Source organism: Pararhizobium polonicum (genome assembly GCF_001687365.1).
GTDB classification, from domain to species: Bacteria; Pseudomonadota; Alphaproteobacteria; order Rhizobiales; family Rhizobiaceae; genus Pararhizobium; species Pararhizobium polonicum.
On sequence record NZ_LGLV01000008.1, the window covers coordinates 91756 to 109091 of the forward strand.

The following is a 17336-nucleotide window of genomic DNA, read 5'->3' on the forward strand; positions in this document are numbered from 1 at the left end:
ATTCCTCAGAGACGGGTTACGAGAAGGCAGCCGTCGGTCTGTACGGTTGCCTTGAACGACGAGGTGAGAACAGTCGATGTTTCCCGCTCGACGATAACAGCCGGACCATGGACGACATTGCCGGGCGCCAGATCTGCGCGGTCATGAATGCCTGCGTCCAGAAAGGCATGGCTGGCCGCATCGAAGAGTTTGCGCCGTGCCGATGGCGTCACCACGGCTCCGGTCTCGACCGGCGCAACCCGGGCGACCTGCGGAAGCGGCGAGCTTGCCTTGACCGACCAGCTGACGATCTCGATCTCAAGCCCCTCGATGGCGCGGCCAAAGAAGCGGGCATATTCAAGCTCGAAGAGTTCGATGATCGTTGCTGCACTTGTGTCGTCGAACCGTTTGTCGGCGAGGGCGACCGGAATATCCCAGCCCTGGCCCGCATAGCGCATGAAGAGCGTGCGCTCGATCACGGGCTGTGCGCCTTCAAGGCCACCTTCGACGAAGCTCAGAGCCTCATCCGTCATCGCGTCGACGAGTTTGTTGGCCTCCGCCGCGTTGAACCGATGGAGATTGAAGACAGCGCTTCGCACGGATTCGTAACCGAAAGGTGCTCTAAGGAAGCCGATTGCCGATCCGACGCCGGCGCCTGATGGTACCAGGAAGGTCGAAATTCCCATTTTCTCGCAAAGGCGGGCGGCGTGAAGCGGGCCGGCGCCGCCGAAGGTGATCATGGTGAAGTCGGAGATATCCTTGCCGTTTTCCACAGTGTGAACGCGCCCGGCATTGGCCATGTTTTCATCGACCATCTCGCATGTGCCGTAGGCGGCGGCATCGGCATCCAGATTGAGGAGCGCGCCGATCTCGTTGACCATGGCTGTGCGGCTTGCGTTGATGGACAGCGGAATGGCGCCGCCGGCAAAATTGTCGGGGTCGAGCTTGCCGAGAATGAGATCGGCATCGGTCACGGTCGGCCGGGTGCCGCCGCGCTGATAGCAGGCAGGGCCGGGCTCGGAGGCTGCGCTATGCGGCCCGACGCGGATCTGGCGCATCGAATCCACGCTGGCGATGGAGCCGCCGCCGGCACCGATTTCAACCATTTCGACAACCGGAATGGAAATCGGCATGCCGCTGCCTTTGCGGAACCGGTATGTACGCGCCACTTCAAATGTCTTGGCCGTTTTCGGAACCTGCTTCTCGATCAGGCAGATTTTCGCGGTGGTTCCACCCATGTCGAACGACAATACGGCATCGAGGCCATGGTGGCGGGCGATATCGGCCGCAAAGATGGCGCCACCCGCCGGGCCGGATTCGACAAGGCGGACCGGAAATTCGGACGCGCTTTCGACGGAGACGATCCCGCCGCCCGAATGGATCATGTAAACCGGGCAGCCGACGCCGATCTCCTTCAGGGCGACCACCAGCCGGTCGAGATAGGATTTGATCGCGGGCTTCACATAGGCATTGGCGCAGACCGTATTGAACCGCTCGAATTCGCGCATCTGCGGCGATACCTCGGACGATATCGAGACCGAGAGGCCAGGCATGCGCTCCAACAGCGCCGCGCGGACCTGCGCCTCGTGCGCGCCGTTCGCATAGGCATGAATGAAGCCGATCGCCACGCTTTCATATCCGCCGGCTTCGATCGCGTCGACAGCGGCTTTCACCGAGTTGTCGTCCAGCGCAAGCAGCACCTTTCCGGATGCATCGACGCGCTCGCGAACAACGAAGCGGTCGGCACGCTCGATGAGGGCCGGCGGCAGGGCAATGTTGAGATCGTACTGTTCGAAGCGATTTTCCGTGCGCATTTCGAGAACGTCGCGAAATCCCTCTGTCGTGACAAAGGCCGTCCTAGCGCCGCGCCGCTCGATGAGCGCGTTGGTCGCCAGCGTGGTGCCGTGGATGAGGATGTCGATCTCGGAAAGGCGAATGCCGGCAAGCTCGGCGACCGCCTTCACGCCCTTGAGAATCGCGCGCTCAGGGGCGGTGTAATCCGTGAGGATCTTGGTGGAATGCAGCGCGCCGTCCAGATCGAGAGCGATGTCGGTAAACGTCCCCCCGATATCGACTCCGACGCGGCAGTTTCGTGGTGCATTGGTCACCATTTTTTTGATCCCCAGTTTCGTGAGCAGCGACTTGGCCTGTTGGTGGCAGTGTGCGCGTTATTCTCGCGTTTTCAATGGCTTCCCATCCATTTTCCGGCAGGCCAGTGCGCCGATAATTCCGCTTGACCTTCATCGGATATATCACTTATCATACATGTGTCAACTGGAAAGCAGGCAGGATATCTTCGGCGATTGAAGCGCCGCAGGAACAATGGAAAGGGGCTCCTGAAGATCGATTGAACGACGGCTGTCGGCCGCAAGAGAACGAGGACGCAGGACATACCTGCGCCGGATGAAGTCAACGAACAGATTTCGAACCAGAGGGAAATTACGATGAAATCAGTCGCAAAATTTTGGGTCACCACTGCGGTGATGGCCTCGCTGCTCGCCGCACCCGTATTTGCCGCAGACACGATCAAGATCGGTGTGGCAGGCCCGATGACCGGCGCCAACGCCACATTCGGCGAACAGGTCTGGACCGGCGTTTCGGCCTATATCAAGGACGTGAACGCGGCAGGTGGCGTGGAAGGCAAGCAGATCGAACTCGTCAAGGGCGATGACGCCTGCGAGCCGAAGCAGGCCGTGGCCGTGGCAAACCGTTTTGTCGATCAGGACAAGGTGCAGGCGGTTGTCGGTCATTTCTGCTCTTCAAGCACGATCCCGGCCGCGGAAATCTACAACGATGCTGGTATTCTGACGGTCACGCCGTCTTCCACCAACCCGATCGTGACGGATCGCGGCTTCGATACGATGTTCCGCACCTGCGGCCGCGATGATCAGCAGGCGGTTGTGGCGGGCAGCTTCATTCTCGATACGCTCAAGCTCACAAAAATTGCACTGATCCACGACAAGGACACATACGGCCAGGGCTTGGTCGACGCGCTGAAGCAGACGCTTGCGGAACGCGGCGTTGCGCCTGTTCTCTATGAAGGCCTGACCCGTGGCGAACGCGATTTCAATGCGCTTGTCACCAAGATCAAGAGTTCCGGTGCGGAAGCGGTTTATTTCGGCGGCCTTATCCCGGAAGCGGGGCCATTGATCCGTCAGCTTCACGAGCAGGGACTTTCGGTTAAGTTCGTCAGCGGTGATGCGCTCGCACAGGCCGAAATCGTCACATCTGCCGGCGGTCCGCAGAACCTGACAAACGTTTATTATTCATCGGCGGCCGATCCGCTGAAAGACCCTGAAACCGCCGATGCCCAGGCCGCTTTGAAGAAGGAAAACATCGCGCCGGACAATTACACGCTGTTTGGTTACGCCAGTGCCCAGACCATCGTCGCGGCCCTGCAGGGTACCAAGGATGGCGATGTGAAATCGCAGATCGAGTGGCTTCGGAACAACGACGTCAAGTCGGCTGTCGGCAAGCTTGCTTGGAACGACAAGGGCGACGTCAAGGACTTCAAGTTCGTCTTCTACAAATTCGACGACAAGGGTACCCCCGTCGCTTCGAACTGACGTTCGCACAAGCGAGCCGGCCGAGGCATTTTCGGCCGGCATTCTTTTGCCAAACAATAAAAATGGGGGTCGCCATGGATTTTTACATTCTGGCACAACAGCTGGTGAACGGCATCACGCTGGGCACGATCTACGGTTTGATCGCCGTTGGCTATACGATGGTTTATGGCGTCATCCGGATGATCAATTTTGCACACGGCGACGTGTACATGGTCTCCGCCTATATCGCAGCGATAACATTGGCGGTGCTGAGCTTCTTCGGGGTCCAGTCGGTTCCCTTTGCCCTTGTCTCCGTGCTCGTCATCACCTGTTTCGTCACGGGCGTATACGGCTGGGCGATCGAACGGGTGGCCTATAGTCCGTTGCGCGGCTCGACAAAACTTGCCCCGTTGATCTCCGCTATCGGCATATCGCTGATGTTGCAAAGCTATGTGCAGATTGCCCAGGGAGCGCGCGATCAGGGCGTGCCGATCCTGATCAGCGGCGCCTTCCGTTTCGGTACGGAAAAGGATTTCGCGCAGATCACCTACATGCAGGTCGTCATCCTGTTGGCGTCCATCATTGCCATGGCAATTTTGACCTATGTGATCAATCACACGCAGATTGGCCGGCAGTGCCGGGCGACCCAGCAAAATCGGGCCATTTCGGCTGTTCTCGGCGTCAACACCGACCGGATCATCTCGACCGTCTTCGTTATCGGAGCTTCCACGGCTGCCGTCGGAGGCACGCTGGTAACCTTCAACTACGGATCGTTCAATTTCTTCATCGGTTTCGTCATGGGGATCAAGGCATTTACCGCGGCGGTGCTCGGCGGCATCGGATCGCTGCCGGGGGCCATTCTCGGCGGGCTGCTGCTTGGGCTGACCGAAGCGCTTTTCGCAGGCTATGTCAGCACGGACTACAAGGACGTCTTCGCCTTCGCCCTTCTCATCATCATCCTGTTCTTCCGCCCCTACGGTCTGTTGGGCCGCCCGGAAATCCACAAGGTCTGACGTCCATGGAAAACGCATTGAAGTCCCATCTGGTCATGAAACTGGCCAAGGAAGCACTCTTCACCTTCGTGATTGCTCTTATCGTCCTGGGTCCTATATCCGGTCTTGTTCTTGAGGGCTTTTCGTTCAGAAACGAGCTGGCGCGTGCCCTCGCTCTGGCCGGGACCGTCGCTGCCGGACGTGTCCTCGTCTCGTTGGCCCTCAGCACCGCAATCGGCTCCAGTCTGCTCCAGCGCTTCAGCCGCAACAGCGGAGGCGGGGTAACGGTCAAGACCGGCAAGGAGAAGTTTCCCTATCCTCTTCTCGCGTTGGTGATTGTCGCAGGCCTGGCATTTCCGGCATTCGCCGACAAGTATTACCTTGGCGTGGCGATCCTCGCCCTGATCTATGTTCTGCTCGGCCTTGGCCTCAATATCGTGGTCGGTCTCGCGGGACTTCTCGATCTCGGCTTTGTCGCTTTCTACGCCGTCGGTGCCTATCTTCTGGCGCTGGGGTCCCAGTATCTCGGGCTGGGCTTCTGGAGCGCGCTCCTCATCGCCCCGTTTCTCGCCGGCCTGTTCGGAATGATCCTGGCATTTCCCGTCCTTCGCATGCACGGCGACTATCTTGCCATCGTGACGCTGGGATTTGGCGAGATCATCCGTCTGGTTCTGACCAACTGGCTGGAGTTTACGGGCGGACCGAACGGCGCTCCCGCACCGCCGCCGACACTGTTCGGGCTGGAATTTACCAGAACCGCGCGTCAGGGCGGCGTGCCCTTCCATGAATATTTCGGCATTCCCTACAGTGCCGACTATAAATTCTGGCTGATCTACATCGTGTTGTTTCTCGTCGTCTGTGCCGTCGTCTATGCGGTCCATCGCTTGCGCGCCATGCCGCTCGGCCGCCTCTGGGAGGCGCTGAGAGAAGACGAGATCGCCTGCCGCTCGCTTGGGGTGAACCACGTGTTCACCAAACTGTCGGCCTTCATGCTGGGGGCTTCCACCGGCGGTCTCGCGGGTGTTTTCTTCGCGGTCCACCAGGGCTTCGTGAACCCCACGTCGTTTACATTCTTCGAGTCGGCCCTGATCCTTGCAATCGTCGTCCTCGGTGGCCTCGGATCGACGGTCGGCGTCATTCTCGCAGCCCTGGTCCTGACCATTCTGCCGGAGGTTCTGCGGGATTTTGCCGAGTACCGGGTCTTCGTCTTCGGCATTCTCATGGTCGTCATGATGATCTGGAAGCCGCGTGGTCTCGTGCGCATAACGCGCCCGGCCTTCTTCCCCTCGACGTCATCCGCCACAGCCATGCATGTGAACCAGCCGTTGGAGGTGGCACGATGAGAGACGCTGTCCTCGAGGTCGAGAACGTAACGATGCGGTTTGGCGGCATCGTCGCCAACAGAAATGTCAGCTTCAAGGTAAAGCAGGGCGACATAACCGCGTTGATCGGGCCGAACGGCGCAGGAAAGACGACGATATTCAACTGTATCACCGGCTTCTATCGCGCCAGCGAAGGCCGCATCGTCCTGCAGTCGAATGGCCGCTCGTGCAATATCGGCGACCTGATCACCAAACCGATCGTGGGCGGCTCGCATCTGGTTACGCGCGCAGGCATTGCCAGAACCTTCCAGAACATCCGGCTTTTCAAGGAAATGTCGGTCGTGGAAAACCTGCTGATCGCACAGCACCTGGCCACCACCAACAACCTTCTCAGCGGCATCTTCAAAACGCCCCGCTTCCGCAGGACCGAGGTCGAAGCCATCGATCGGGCCTATTACTGGCTTGGCCAGATGAACTTGCTTGAGGATGCCAACCGCCTTGCGGGCCAATTGCCCTATGGCCGTCAGCGCCGCCTGGAAATCGCCCGGGCCATGTGCACCTCGCCAAAGCTCATCTGCCTGGATGAACCTGCGGCAGGTCTCAATCCCTCCGAGACCCGGGAACTGTCGCAGGTCATCCGGCGCCTGCGGTCGGATCATGATCTGACCGTTCTTGTGATCGAACACGATATGGGGCTCGTCATGAGCATCGCCGATCACATCGTGGTTCTCGACCACGGCGAGGTGATTTCGGACGGTACCCCGAGTGAAGTCGCAAACGATCCCGCCGTCATCGCCGCTTACCTCGGTGTCAGCGAAGAGGAAGTAACAGCATGAGCACCGCAGCAACCGCGTCCAAGCCGCTGTTGGAATTCGTCGGCGTCGAAGCCCATTACGGCGCGATCCAGGCGCTAAAAACCGTCGACGTGTATATCTGTGCCGGCGAGATCGTCAGCCTGATCGGCGCCAATGGGGCGGGCAAGACCACCCTTTTGTCGACGATCTTCGGCGTCCCGCGGGCCTCATCGGGCCAGATCCGTCACCGAGGCGAAGACATCTCCAGGCTGCCCACCAACAAGATTGCGCGGCGCGGCATCGCTCTCGTTCCGGAGGGGCGCCAGATTTACCAGGACATGACGGTCGAAGAAAATTTGATGATGGGCACGACCGCGATCGGAATGTCGCATTTCGAGGAGGATCGGACAGCGATGTTCGACCTTTTTCCGCGGCTGAAGGAACGCCGCAATCAGACAGCCGGAACCATGTCCGGCGGCGAGCAGCAGATGCTGGCCATTGCGCGTGCCTTGATGGCACGGCCCGAACTCATCCTCTTCGACGAGCCGTCGCTCGGCCTTGCGCCACTTGTCGTCAAGCGGGTCTTTGAAGTTCTGGCGGAGATTGCCGCGATGGGAAAAACGATTTTCCTGGTCGAACAAAACGCCAATCACGCGCTGAAGCTATCCCAACGGGCATATGTCATGGTCAACGGGAAGATCCAATTGTCCGGCGACAGCGCCTCGCTTCTCGATAACGAGGACGTCCGCAAGGCCTATCTCGGCCTTCATTAATCCGGGGAACGACGATTTTCCGGTGAGTGGGGTGGTCCCTCTTCGCGTCATTCGTGGTCGAAGGCCGCGATGATGGGGCAAGGGCCGCTTGCGCTGGCGCCACAGGCATCGGCAAGCTTGCGCAATGACTCCCGTGCGGCATTCAGCTGCGCGATCTTGGCATCGAGCGCTACGAGGCGCTCGCGGGCCAGCGTATGGGCGCGGTGCCGGTCCTCGCTGGCATCCAGCTCCAGCAGTTCGCCGATCTGTTCGAGCGTAAAACCCGCTGCCTGAGCCGAGCGGATGAAGTGCAGGCGGCGGATATCGTCCTCGCCATAGCGACGGACGCCGCCGGCAACACCGACGCCGCCGATGCGCTGCGGGACCCCGAGAAGACCACGCCGCTGATAATAACGCACCGTCTCCACTCCGACGCCACCCTCGCGGGCAAGCCCGGCAATCGTTGTGTCTTTCATCGCTTGACTCCGTACCATGGTACGGACCTTATAGTCCCTGCAATCGATCGAACCAAGCGAAATGAAAGATTGCAACATGCTCGACAAAACATCCAGGAAAGCCACTCTCTATAGGATGGTGATGGATACCCACACCTGCCCCTATGGCCTGAAGGCCAAGGATCTGCTGCAACGGCAAGGCTATACCGTCGAGGATCACTGGCTGACGAGCCGCGAGCAGACCGACGCGTTCAAGGCCGAACACACCGTCAAGACGACGCCGCAAACCTTCATCGACGGCGTGCGCATCGGCGGATACGACGACCTGCGGCGGCATTTCGGCAAGACGGTCCGTGATCCGAAAGCGGTCACCTATCGGCCCGTCATCGCCGTCTTCGCCGTGACTGCGCTGATGGCCCTTGCGGCGAGCTATGCCGCATATGGCACCGTCTTCACGGTTCGCGCAGTGGAATGGTTCATCGCCTTTACCATGGCTGTGCTGGCTATTTTGAAACTCCAGAATATCGAGAGTTTCTCGACGATGTTCCTGAACTACGATTTGCTGGCCAAGCGCTGGGTTCGGTACGGCTATATATATCCGTTCGCGGAGGCCGGGGCAGGCATCCTGATGATTGCCGGTGCGCTCAGCTGGGTTTCGATCCCTGTCGCGCTGTTTATCGGGACTATTGGCGCCGTGTCGGTGTTCAAGGCTGTCTATATCGACAGGCGCGAATTGAAATGCGCCTGCGTCGGTGGCGACAGCAATGTGCCGCTCGGCTTTGTTTCCCTGACGGAAAACCTGATGATGGTGGCTATGGCGGTCTGGATGCTGGCGATGCTGTTGTCCGGCACCGGGCACTAACCGGTCATAGAAAGACGGTACGCATCGAGGATCGAGCCGGCAATGGCGATGTCCTGGATGGCTATGCCTGTGAGGTCTGCAATCGTGATGTCGTCGGAACGTGTCCGGCCAGTTGCCTTGCCGCCGAGGACTGCTCCAATTTCTGCGCAGTCCTCGGCGGCAATCGATCCGGATGTGAACGCGGTGGAGAATTCGCCGTGATCCAGCGATTGTTCGAGCCGGTCGCTGATGCGGCGGTCGGCGCGGATGACGAGGGCCGTGTCCAGTTCCTGCTTGCCCGGCGCGTCGGCTCCGATCGCGGTAATATGGGTGCCCGGTCGGATCCATGCATCGTGGATCAGCGGCGTGCGCGATGGTGTCGTGGTGATGATGATATCGGCCTCACGGCAGAGGCGCTCAAGGTCGGGCGCGACCTCTACGTCGATACCCTCACTTGCCATGACGTTTGCCGTTTCCCGTGCCTTGGTTTCCGAGCGGCCCCAGAGACCGAACGTGAGCGGCGTTTGCTTCATCGCGTGCCGGAGACAGCGGATCTGCCATCGGGCCTGAATACCGGTCCCGATAATCGCCACGCGCCGCGCATCCGGCCGGCAAAGCGCCCGGGTTGCGACGGCGCCGCCAAGGCCGGTGCGCAGATCGGTCAGGAAGCCTTCATCGAGCAGGATCGCCTCCAGAATGCCGGTGCTGGCGGAGAACACCAGCATCACCCCGTTCGACGTCGGCAGCCCGAGCAGCGGATTGCCGTAGAAGCCGGATGCGATCTTGACGACGAAGCTCGGGTCGCCTGCGATATGGCCATATTTGATATGGCAATCGCCATCCCGTTCCGGAAAGGCGAGGTAGCCGACCGGCGGGATGGTTGCCCGTCCTTCGGACGCGGCAACGTAACCGGCCTCGACGGCGCCCAACGCGCTGTCGAGATCGATCAGAGCCTCGATCTCCGACCGGGACAGGATGATCATTCTTGCGCCGATCGCTCCTGGTTGAGATATTTGTAGACGGTCGCGCGGCCCAGGCCGAGAATGCGTGAGATATAGGCGGCCGAGTTCCTGCCGCCGAACGCGCCGTCGGCGGAGAGATCCCGGACCACCTGCTGCTTCTGCTCGCGGGTCAGTTCCGCAACGATCAGCCCGCGCGCACCGGTCCAGTTCTGGATGTATTCGTTGATGCGCTCGTGCCAGTCCTCCTTGAACAGGCTCGCCGGTTTGGCATGATCGACCGGGACCGAGGCGAAGGCACTCAATGTCTGCATCACCGCATGGAAATGCGAGACGTCCGCGTTGATGCACATCACGGCAATCGGTCGCTCGGTGCTGTCGCGTAGGATGATGCTGATCGACTTGATCCGGCGCCCGTCCCAGTTGACCTTTTCGTAGGGACCGAGAAGACGCTCGGTGGGCCGGAAATCGATCTCGTGCAGCAGCGACGGTTCACCGATCTCGCGCTTGGAAAAATTCCCGGCAATGTGCGCTGCCGTCTCGGTTTCGAGATCGTGCAGCACGACTTCGACGAAAGGCTGGAACAACTGGGCGACGCCATCGCAGACGGCCGCATAGGGAGCGAGTTCGGGTTTCATCCGGCGGCCCTCAACCTCTCATGAAGTCTGCCAGACGGCCCAGTCCGACCTCAAGATGATGTTTCGGTGCACCGATGCCGATGCGGATATAGCCGTCGAGACCATAGACATCGCCGGGCACCAGCATGACGCTCTTTTCCTCACGGACCCGGTCGACCAGCACCGATGAATTGATGTGCCGGTTGTAGCGCACGAAGGCCATGCCGCCGGCCCGTGGGGGCAGATAGCAAAAGAGATTGTTGTGGGCGTCGATCCAGGACGTCAGCAGGGCACGGTTTTCCCGCAGCAGACGGCGGCTGCGCGACAGGATTTCGGCGCGCTTGGCCGGCTGGAGAACGATATTGGCAATGTGTTCGCTGAGCGCGCCGGTGGTGATCGAGGTATAATCCTTGCGCTGCCAGGTGCCGTAGATCTCCTTTGCCGGGCCGACCAGCCAGCCGAGCCGCAACCCCGGAAGCGCCATCGCCTTGGAAAGCCCAGCGGTCACCACGGCCTTTTCATAAAGATCGGCAAAGCTGGTGGACTCTTCCGTATCGAGTTCCGAACCCCTGTAGATTTCGTCGGCATGCAGGTAGACGTCGTGTTCGCGGGCTATAGCGACAAGCGCGTCCATCGTTTCGCGCGGCAGCAGGCTGCCGGTCGGATTGTTGGGGTTGCACAGGCTGATCAGCTTGGTCTTTGGCGTCACGGCGGCGCGAACCTCGTCCAGATCCGGCAGCCAGCCCAGCTCCTCGCGCAGCACGATCTCCTTGACGGTGACGCCGAGGGCCTTCGCCCAGCCGCGGATCTGCAGGTAGTTCGGCACGAACAGCACCAGTTCGTCGCTCGGCTCCAGCAGGGTCATCACCAGAATGAAGTTTGCTTCCGCCGAGCCATTGGTGACCATGACGTTTTCGCGGTCGCGGTTCTTGTACAGTCGGGCAATCGTGTCGCGCAGCTCGACGCCGCCATTGGTCCAACCGTAGCCGAGTTCGACCTCATGCAGCCCGAGCAGCTGATCGGGCGTTAGCAATTCCTTGAGGGAATAGGGATGGACGCCGCTGTCGGATAGGTTGAACTCCACGAGATTTTCGTAGAGCGACTGGATCCGTTCGAGTGTGAATTCCTCGATCTGCATGCTGGTGATCTCCGCGGCAATGGCTGTGCGGTTTGTCTAGCACGGAGAATGTAGACAATAAAGTATCGAATAGAAATTTTGTCTACAATTGTGTCTATGCCGGTTTGATGGCTCTGATCGCATAGCGATGCTGCGTTGCGCGCGCCATGCCTTTCAGGACATTCCAGTTCTTGGCCTGGGTGCGGTGGATCTCGCCCAGATCGGTATCGATGACGACATCTTCGAACCCGGCCTGAGCCAAAAGGCCGGCAACAGCGTCTGCCCGTGCCCCTTGCGAGAAATAGACCCGCGACAGGATGCTGCGATGGGTCTCCATCATGCCGGGCGGCGCATGGAGCGGATCGCTCTTCAGGAGCCCGCAGCGCTGCCCCCAGCCAGCGAGTTTCATCAGCGTGCGTTCGAACAAGGTCGTGTTGACGAAATCGCCGTCGATCACCAGCAGCGTTCCGCCGGGCTTCAGCACCCGCAGCCACTCGGCAAAGGCCTTGGCCGGGTCCACCAGCGTCCAGACGAGATGCCGGTTGGTGATCGCATCATAGTGATTGTCCGGCTCCATGGTGTTTTCCGCGTCGCCGATGCGGAAGGTAATGGCGCGGGTGCGCGTTTTCGCCTTGTTGCGTGCGCGCTCCAGCATCGGTTCGGCCCAGTCGAGTCCGGTGACCCTGAAGCCGAGATCGTCCATCAGATGCGAGATCACGCCGGTACCGCTGGCAAGATCCAGCGCCATGCGCCCGTCGCCCTTGCCAAGATGCCGGACGATCAGCCGGTGCCAGGCGGCCCGTTCCTCCTCGGAGAAGATCTCGTGGCCGGGCGACTGATCGAACGTTGCCGCGCGCTCGGACCAATAGGCCTTGATCTCGTCGCGCAGATCATAATTCGTCAGTCGAGGGGTATCGCTCATAACATGCTGCCTTGGATTAAAGTGCGCTGCGGCCGGTTCCTGGAATGCTTCTAAAAGATAGAACTTGACTGTCAATATCATGATATCTACGAAGCGCGCAGTTTCCCCGATGGAGTTGAGAATTATGGGTATGTTCGGCAAAGCGACCTTGGTCGCTGCGGCTTTCTGCGCGCTTTTTTCCGGCACGGCATTGGCCGGCGAGAAGGTCGTCATCAAGGACGTGACGGGTCGTGATGTCGAAGTCAGCGTGCCGGTCGAACATGTCATTCTCGGCGAAGGCCGCCAGATCTATTTTGTCGCGGCTCTGGACCGGGATGCTCCCTTCAAGCGTGTCGTCGGCTGGCGGGACGATCTGGCCAAGGCCGACCCGGAAAGCTATGCTGCCTATCTCGCCAAATATCCGGAGATCGCCAAGCTGCCGACATTCGGCGGCATGAAGGACGGCACCTTCGATATCGAGCAGGCCGTTTCGCTGAAGCCCGACGTCGTCATCATGAACCTCGATGCCAAGACGGCAACCGAAGAGGCCGGCTATATCGAAAAGCTCGGCAAGGTCGGCATTCCGCTGGTTTATATCGACTTCCGCGAAAAGCCGATGGAAAACACCGAAGCCAGCATGCGGGTGATGGGCAAGCTGCTGGGTGAAGAAGCCAAAGCGGAAGACTTCATCAAGTTCCGTGCCGACAGCATCGCCAAGGTCACCGACGTGCTTGCCAAGCAGAACCCGGCGCGGCCGGTGGTCTTCGTCGAACGTGCCGGCGGCTATTCCGATGATTGCTGCATGTCGTTCGGCAACGAGAATTTCGGCAAGATGGTCGAAATCGCCGGCGGCACGAACATGGCCAAGGACATCATTCCCGGCACGTTCGGTACCGTCAATCCGGAGCAGGTCATCGCCTCCAACCCCGACCAGATCATCGTCACCGGCGGCAATTGGGAAGGGTACGTGCCGGGGGGCGATTGGGTTGGTGTTGGCTATGGTGCCGACCTTACCGAAGCGCATCGCAAGCTGGAAAATCTGACGAAGCGCCCGGCCTTCACCGGCGTCAAGGCCGTCATGGATGGCAATGTTCACGCCATCTGGCATCAGTTCTACAACAATCCGTACCAGTTCGTTGCGATCCAGGAGATGGCGAAATGGCTGCATCCGGACCTGTTCAAGGATCTCGATCCGGAAGCGACGTTCAAGGAACTGCACGCACGCTTCCTGCCGCTGGATTACAAGCCCGGCTATTTCGTCTCCCTGAAGGATCAGTAATCGATGGCCGTCGCCACCGAACAGCTTGCAACGGCAACAGGGCGCGATCAGTATCGCGCTCTCGCTTTTCGACGGATTGTCCTGATTTGCGGCATGCTGGTGGCGCTGTTCCTCAGCGTGTCGATCGATATGTCGCTGGGACCGGCCAATTATACGCTGCGGGAAGTGCTGACTTCACTGTTTCACGCCGAATCCGTCACCGATCAGCTGCGCGTCGTCATCTGGGATATCCGCATGCCGATCGCGCTGATGGCGATCACCGTCGGGGCATCGCTGTCGCTGGCCGGCGCGCAGATGCAGACCATCCTTGCCAATCCGCTGGCCAGCCCCTTTACCCTCGGGATTTCCGCCGCCGCCGGCTTTGGCGCGGCCCTCGGCCTGATCGGCGGCGTGGCGATCTTTCCCGCCGCCGTGCAATACATGATCCCGATCAACGCCTTCCTGATGGCGATGGCGGCTGCACTCTTCATTCATTTCGCTTCCACCATGCGCGGCGTCACGGTGGAGACGATCGTGCTTTTAGGCATCGCGCTGGTTTTCACCTTCAATGCGCTGCTGTCGCTGCTCGAATATCTGGCGTCCGAACAGGCACTGGCCGCCGTCGTCTTCTGGACCATGGGCAGCCTCACCAAGGCGACCTGGCCAAAGGTCTGGATCACCGGTGCGGTGCTCGTGTTTGCCATTCCGCTGTTTGCACGTCACGCCTGGGCGCTGACCGCGCTGCGGTTGGGTGAGGACAAGGCCGCCAGCCTCGGCATCAACGTGCGCCGTCTGCGGCTGCATACGATGATGACCGTCAGCCTGCTCGCCGCCATTCCCGTTTCCTTTGTGGGCACAATCGGGTTTGTCGGCCTGGTCGGTCCGCACATCGCACGCATGCTGGTGGGCGAAGACCAGCGCTTCTTCCTGCCGGCCTCCGTCCTCTGCGGCGCGCTGCTCCTGTCGGTGACCTCGGTCGTCTCGAAGACGCTCATTCCCGGCGCCATCCTGCCGATCGGCGTCATCACTGCCCTGGTCGGCGTGCCGTTCTTCTTCGTGCTGATCTTCACCAATCGGAGACGGGCATGGTAGGCCTCGCACTCAAGGGCGTCGGCGCGAAATACGGCAAGCATACCGTACTGTCGGGCGTCGATACCGATATCCTGCGCGGCGGCGTCATGACCGCCGTCATCGGACCCAATGCGGCCGGCAAATCCACCCTGTTCAAACGCATCGCCGGACTTGCTTCGGGGCCGGGAACGGTGGTGCTGTCGGATACGCTGAGAGGCCCGGAGACCATCTGCTACATGCCGCAGGATACAGGCGCCAATGCCGTTCTGACGGTCTACGAATCCGTGCTGCTGGCCAGCAAGCAGGGATCGAGCTGGAAGGTGCGCGACAGCGAGTTGCAGGAGATCGACCGTATCCTGCAGGCGCTGCGGATCGACGATCTGGCTTTCCGTGGCCTCGGCGAGCTTTCCGGCGGGCAGCGCCAGCTTGTCTCCATCGCTCAGGCGCTGGTCCGCAAGCCTGAAATCCTCCTGATGGACGAACCCACCTCGGCGCTTGACCTGTTTCGCCAGATCGAAGTGCTTGGCTTCATGCAGGCGCTGGCAGCCAAATCCGGCATGTCGGTGCTGATCGCCCTGCATGATCTCAATCACGCGCTGCGCTATTGCGACAACACCATCGTCATTGCCAAGGGTGCGATGGTCGCGAGCGGCCCGACCGGCGATGTGATCACCGAGGCGATGCTGCGCGATATCTACCGGGTCGAGGCGCGGGTCGAGATGTGCTCGCATGGCAAGCCGGTCGTCATCGTCGATCATTCGATCATTCGATCATCGGATAATTGCCAATCCGAAAACCCGATGGTATGAATTGCCCGCACCATGTCGAGAAAGGAGGGCTGCGCAATGAACACATTTTTCCGGCACCATCGCCAGCGTGGCCCCGTCAACGCCCTGCAAATGCGTTTGCAGGGCTGACCAAAGTCCGTTTCTCTTAAAACCGCTTCTGGTCTGCCCTTCGTGGCATTGCGGCGCTTGAGCCTGATGGCTTGAGACGCCTGCATTTTCCCATCCGCCGCGCGCAACGCATCGCATCGATGATGGCTTGAGAGCCCTCGATGGATGGCTGTGCGGCAAGATCAGAGAACGATCATGACCCTTATCAACATCCGCAATCTCGGCATCGTGCTGGGCAATTCGCTTTTTTCCAGGCTTAATCTCGTCGTCAATGCCGGCGATCGCATCGGTCTCGTCGCCGCCAACGGTCGCGGGAAATCGACGCTCTTCCGCTGCATCGCCGGTGCGCTTGATGCGAGCGAGGGCGAGATTACCAAAGCCCGGGGGCTGACCGTTGGCTATGTCGAGCAGAATGTTCCCGCGCGTCTCTTCGATCTCCCCTTCTACGCCGCTGTGCTGGACGCGCTTTCCGCCGATCAACAAGAGAGCGAGAGCTGGCGTGTCGATGTCGTGCTGGAATCGCTGGAGGTACCGGAAGCCCTGCGAGAGCGGCCGCTGAAACAGTTGAGCGGCGGCTGGCAGCGCATCGCCATGCTTGCCCGCGTCTGGGTTACCGAGCCGGATGTGCTGATGCTCGACGAACCGACCAACCATCTCGATCTCGGCAAGATCGCCATGCTCGAGGCGTGGCTGAATGCGCTGCCGCGCGATGTGCCCGTCATCATCTCCAGCCACGACCGGGCTTTCCTGGATGCGGTGACCAACCGCACGCTCTTCCTCCGGGCGGAGCAATCGCAGATATTCCCGCTGCCCTATACGCGGGCGCGGGGTGCGCTTGACGAGGCCGATGCAGCGGACGAACGCCGCTTTCAGCGCGACATGAAGGTCGCCGAACAGTTGCGCAAGCAGGCGGCCAAGCTCAATAATATCGGCATCAATTCCGGCAGCGACCTCCTGGTGGTCAAGACCAAGCAGCTGAAGCAGCGAGCCGACAAACTCGAAGATGCCGCCAAGCCCGCACATCTGGAGCGCTCGGCCGGCGCGATCAAGCTTTCCAATCGCGGCACCCATGCCAAGGTGCTGATCACGCTGGAGGATGCAGCGGTTCAGACACCCGACGGCACGTTGCTATTCAAAACCGGCAAGCAATTTGTCTGCCAGGGGGACCGCATCGTGTTGCTCGGTGCCAACGGCGCCGGAAAAACCCGCCTGGTCGCCATGCTACGCAAGGCGATCGAACAGCCGGAGGTGGCACAAGGGGGCATCAAGGCGACGCCCTCGCTTGTTCTGGGCTATGGCGATCAAGCACTTGCCGATCTGTGCGATGTGGACACACCGATGGAGACGATTATTCGCCGCTTCGATATCGGCGATCAGCGGGCAAGGGCGCTGCTGGCCGGGGCCGGTATGGCAATTGAGTTGCAGGCACGACCGGTCGGCCAGCTCTCGGGCGGACAGAAGGCGCGGCTCGGCATGCTTGTCCTGCGGCTGGCCAACCCGAACTTCTATCTGCTCGACGAGCCGACGAACCATCTCGATATCGATGGTCAGGAGGCGCTGGAAGGCGAGCTGATGGCGCATCAGGCCAGCTGCCTCTTCGTCTCGCATGACCGCAGTTTTGTCCGCGCGGTCGGCAATCGTTTCTGGCTGATTGAGAAGAAAAAGCTCGTCGAAGTCGAAAGCCCGGAAGGGTTCTTCGCATCGGCTGCCAAGCCTGCCTAGGTGGTGCTGGGCGGCTGGGAGACCGGCCGCCCACTCAAAGCGCCTGGGCGTGTGGCGTTTTTGGTCGTTGCGCTTTGTCCATGGTTTCCCTATAGCCGGGAAACGGGATCATGCG

Annotated in this window: 16 protein-coding genes; 10 read left to right on the forward strand and 6 right to left on the reverse strand. The window is 60.4% G+C overall.

Annotated elements, in window-relative coordinates:
• Positions 1-5: 5 nt before the first annotated feature.
• Complete coding sequence (locus ADU59_RS13425) at positions 6-2090, reverse strand: hydantoinase/oxoprolinase family protein (protein WP_068954636.1); 2085 nt, start codon at positions 2088-2090, stop codon at positions 6-8.
• A gap of 333 nt (positions 2091-2423) precedes the next feature.
• Between ADU59_RS13425 and ADU59_RS13430 the strand changes: the two genes are divergently transcribed.
• The 5 genes from ADU59_RS13430 (at position 2424) to ADU59_RS13450 (ending at position 7405) form a co-directional block, all read left to right on the forward strand.
• Complete coding sequence (locus tag ADU59_RS13430; RefSeq protein WP_068954637.1) at positions 2424-3545, forward strand: branched-chain amino acid ABC transporter substrate-binding protein; 1122 nt, start codon at positions 2424-2426, stop codon at positions 3543-3545.
• Between the two features lie 74 nt (positions 3546-3619).
• Entirely contained in the window at positions 3620-4537 is a 918-nt protein-coding gene (locus ADU59_RS13435) for an ABC transporter permease subunit (protein WP_068954895.1), read from the forward strand.
• Positions 4538-4542: 5 nt separating this feature from the next.
• A complete protein-coding gene (livM, locus tag ADU59_RS13440; RefSeq protein WP_083198258.1) occupies positions 4543-5859 on the forward strand; it encodes a high-affinity branched-chain amino acid ABC transporter permease LivM in 1317 nt (438 codons plus the stop codon).
• Positions 5856-6674, forward strand: a complete 819-nt coding sequence (locus tag ADU59_RS13445; RefSeq protein ID WP_068954638.1) for an ABC transporter ATP-binding protein — start codon at positions 5856-5858, stop codon at positions 6672-6674. The genes livM and ADU59_RS13445 overlap by 4 nt, the downstream gene beginning before the upstream one ends.
• On the forward strand, positions 6671-7405 hold the full coding sequence (locus ADU59_RS13450) for an ABC transporter ATP-binding protein (RefSeq protein WP_068954639.1): 735 nt from the start codon (positions 6671-6673) through the stop codon (positions 7403-7405). Before ADU59_RS13445 ends, ADU59_RS13450 begins: the two co-directional genes overlap by 4 nt.
• Positions 7406-7452: 47 nt before the next feature.
• On the opposite strand, the gene ADU59_RS13455 is transcribed toward ADU59_RS13450, so the two are convergent.
• Complete coding sequence (locus tag ADU59_RS13455; RefSeq protein WP_202970070.1) at positions 7453-7878, reverse strand: MerR family DNA-binding protein; 426 nt, start codon at positions 7876-7878, stop codon at positions 7453-7455.
• 58 nt (positions 7879-7936) lie between these two features.
• Between ADU59_RS13455 and ADU59_RS13460 the strand changes: the two genes are divergently transcribed.
• A complete protein-coding gene (locus tag ADU59_RS13460; protein WP_068954641.1) occupies positions 7937-8701 on the forward strand; it encodes a MauE/DoxX family redox-associated membrane protein in 765 nt (254 codons plus the stop codon).
• On the opposite strand, the gene ADU59_RS13465 is transcribed toward ADU59_RS13460, so the two are convergent.
• From ADU59_RS13465 to ADU59_RS13480, 4 genes are all read right to left on the reverse strand, one after another.
• Positions 8698-9663 carry an ornithine cyclodeaminase family protein gene (locus tag ADU59_RS13465; RefSeq protein ID WP_068954642.1) on the reverse strand — a complete coding sequence of 322 codons (966 nt, stop codon included), beginning with the start codon at positions 9661-9663 and terminating at the stop codon, positions 8698-8700. The genes ADU59_RS13460 and ADU59_RS13465 overlap by 4 nt on opposite strands.
• Positions 9660-10277 carry a helix-turn-helix transcriptional regulator gene (locus tag ADU59_RS13470; protein WP_068954643.1) on the reverse strand — a complete coding sequence of 206 codons (618 nt, stop codon included), beginning with the start codon at positions 10275-10277 and terminating at the stop codon, positions 9660-9662. Before ADU59_RS13470 ends, ADU59_RS13465 begins: the two co-directional genes overlap by 4 nt.
• A 10-nt stretch (positions 10278-10287) precedes the next feature.
• A complete protein-coding gene (locus ADU59_RS13475; RefSeq protein WP_068954644.1) occupies positions 10288-11394 on the reverse strand; it encodes an aminotransferase class I/II-fold pyridoxal phosphate-dependent enzyme in 1107 nt (368 codons plus the stop codon).
• 94 nt (positions 11395-11488) lie between these two features.
• Positions 11489-12295 (reverse strand): class I SAM-dependent methyltransferase, encoded by an 807-nt coding sequence (locus ADU59_RS13480; protein ID WP_068954645.1) that lies wholly within the window; start codon positions 12293-12295, stop codon positions 11489-11491.
• A 130-nt stretch (positions 12296-12425) separates the two neighbouring features.
• Between ADU59_RS13480 and ADU59_RS13485 the strand changes: the two genes are divergently transcribed.
• The 4 genes from ADU59_RS13485 (at position 12426) to ADU59_RS13500 (ending at position 17221) form a co-directional block, all read left to right on the forward strand.
• Positions 12426-13553: an ABC transporter substrate-binding protein gene (locus ADU59_RS13485; RefSeq protein WP_244506431.1), complete on the forward strand. Its 1128-nt coding sequence runs from the start codon at positions 12426-12428 to the stop codon at positions 13551-13553.
• A 3-nt stretch (positions 13554-13556) separates the two neighbouring features.
• A complete protein-coding gene (locus tag ADU59_RS13490; protein WP_068954647.1) occupies positions 13557-14624 on the forward strand; it encodes a FecCD family ABC transporter permease in 1068 nt (355 codons plus the stop codon).
• Positions 14618-15412, forward strand: a complete 795-nt coding sequence (locus ADU59_RS13495) for an ABC transporter ATP-binding protein (protein ID WP_068954648.1) — start codon at positions 14618-14620, stop codon at positions 15410-15412. The genes ADU59_RS13490 and ADU59_RS13495 overlap by 7 nt, the downstream gene beginning before the upstream one ends.
• 282 nt (positions 15413-15694) lie before the next feature.
• Positions 15695-17221, forward strand: a complete 1527-nt coding sequence (locus tag ADU59_RS13500; protein ID WP_068954897.1) for an ABC-F family ATP-binding cassette domain-containing protein — start codon at positions 15695-15697, stop codon at positions 17219-17221.
• Positions 17222-17336: the final 115 nt, after the last annotated feature.